This window comes from Pseudovibrio sp. POLY-S9 (assembly GCF_001431305.1).
Classification (GTDB): domain Bacteria; phylum Pseudomonadota; class Alphaproteobacteria; order Rhizobiales; family Stappiaceae; genus Pseudovibrio.
Genome location: NZ_LCWX01000266.1, coordinates 1 through 1205 on the forward strand (window position 1 = coordinate 1; position 1205 = coordinate 1205).

General features: G+C 51.1%; 1 protein-coding gene. It reads left to right on the plus strand.

Annotation, left to right across the window (positions count from 1 at the left end; all coding sequences use genetic code 11):
- Window positions 1–1205, plus strand: a 1205-nt coding sequence (locus tag PPL9_RS30950; protein WP_161831517.1) for an IS4 family transposase, incomplete at both ends; no start/stop codon positions are given.

Sequence of the window (1205 nt, forward strand, 5' to 3'; positions counted from 1 at the left end):
TTGTCATCCAGTCTTGATATCGAAGAAGCCGCAATCAAATTTGGGGCTTTGCTGCGAAAGCGTGAAATTTCAAGCGGACGAGATCTGCTGCGCCTTGCCATGGCATATGGTCCCTGTGGCATGTCGTTGCGTAGCACCGCAGCATGGGCAGCTCTGAGCGGAATCGGGGAGCTGTCGGATGTAGCTGTTCTCAAGCGGCTTCAAGGGGCCGGAGACTGGCTTGAGCATATTCTAGGTAAGCTGCTGTCACAGGCAGGCAATCAGTCCTTCCCGAGCGGACACCATCTCCGGTTGGTGGATGGTAGCTGTATTTCCGGGGTGGGCTCTAAGAAGATCGATTACCGCTTACACGCCAGCTATGATCCTGCTGCCGGACGCTTTACGCATCTTGAGATAACCGATGTGCACGGCGCAGAAAGCTTAGCACGAGGACCAATCAAAAAGGGCGATATTCACATTGCAGACAGGGGCTATGCTCAGGCAAACGGACTTCATCACATCCTCAAGGAAGGAGGAGATTTTCTTGTACGAACCGGTTGGCGCAAGGTTCGTTTGCGCCAACCCGATGATACGCCGTTTGACCTGTTTGCCGTATTGCCTGAAGCTAACTATGATCGGCCCGTTGATCGTCAGATTACTATTTTGGGAAATTCAAAGGAGCAAGATATTCCCGCCCGTCTGATCATCCTGCGCAAACCACCTGAAGCGACCGAGCAAGAACGAAAACGCCTGCGCAGAACCGCAAGCAGGAAATGTACTAAACTGAACCCTTCCTCACTCGTCGCCGCTGAATACATGTTGTTGTTGACGTCTTTACCAGAGGATCAGTTTGACGCTGTCAGCATTGCCGCGCTCTACAGGGTCCGCTGGCAGATTGAGTTAGCCTTCAAGCGCCTTAAAAGCCTTATCCATATTGACCGCCTGCCTGCAAAGAACCCGGCTCTTGCCAAAACCTGGTTGTTGTCACATCTCATCTTGGCTCTGCTGATTGAGCGTCAAAGTGAAGAATGCATGGCTCATTCTCCTCAAGAAGAGAGTTTAAAGCAACGTTCTCCGTCCAGATGGAGGTTACATAAGCTGATCATTCAGGCCTTCATTTCAGCAATTCAGGGAGCATGGGATCTGACTAACATCACAGTTAACGCCAGCAGCTTTTGGCGAGGTATATGCGAACCTCCCAGAAAGCGAAAAATTCAACGAATTCG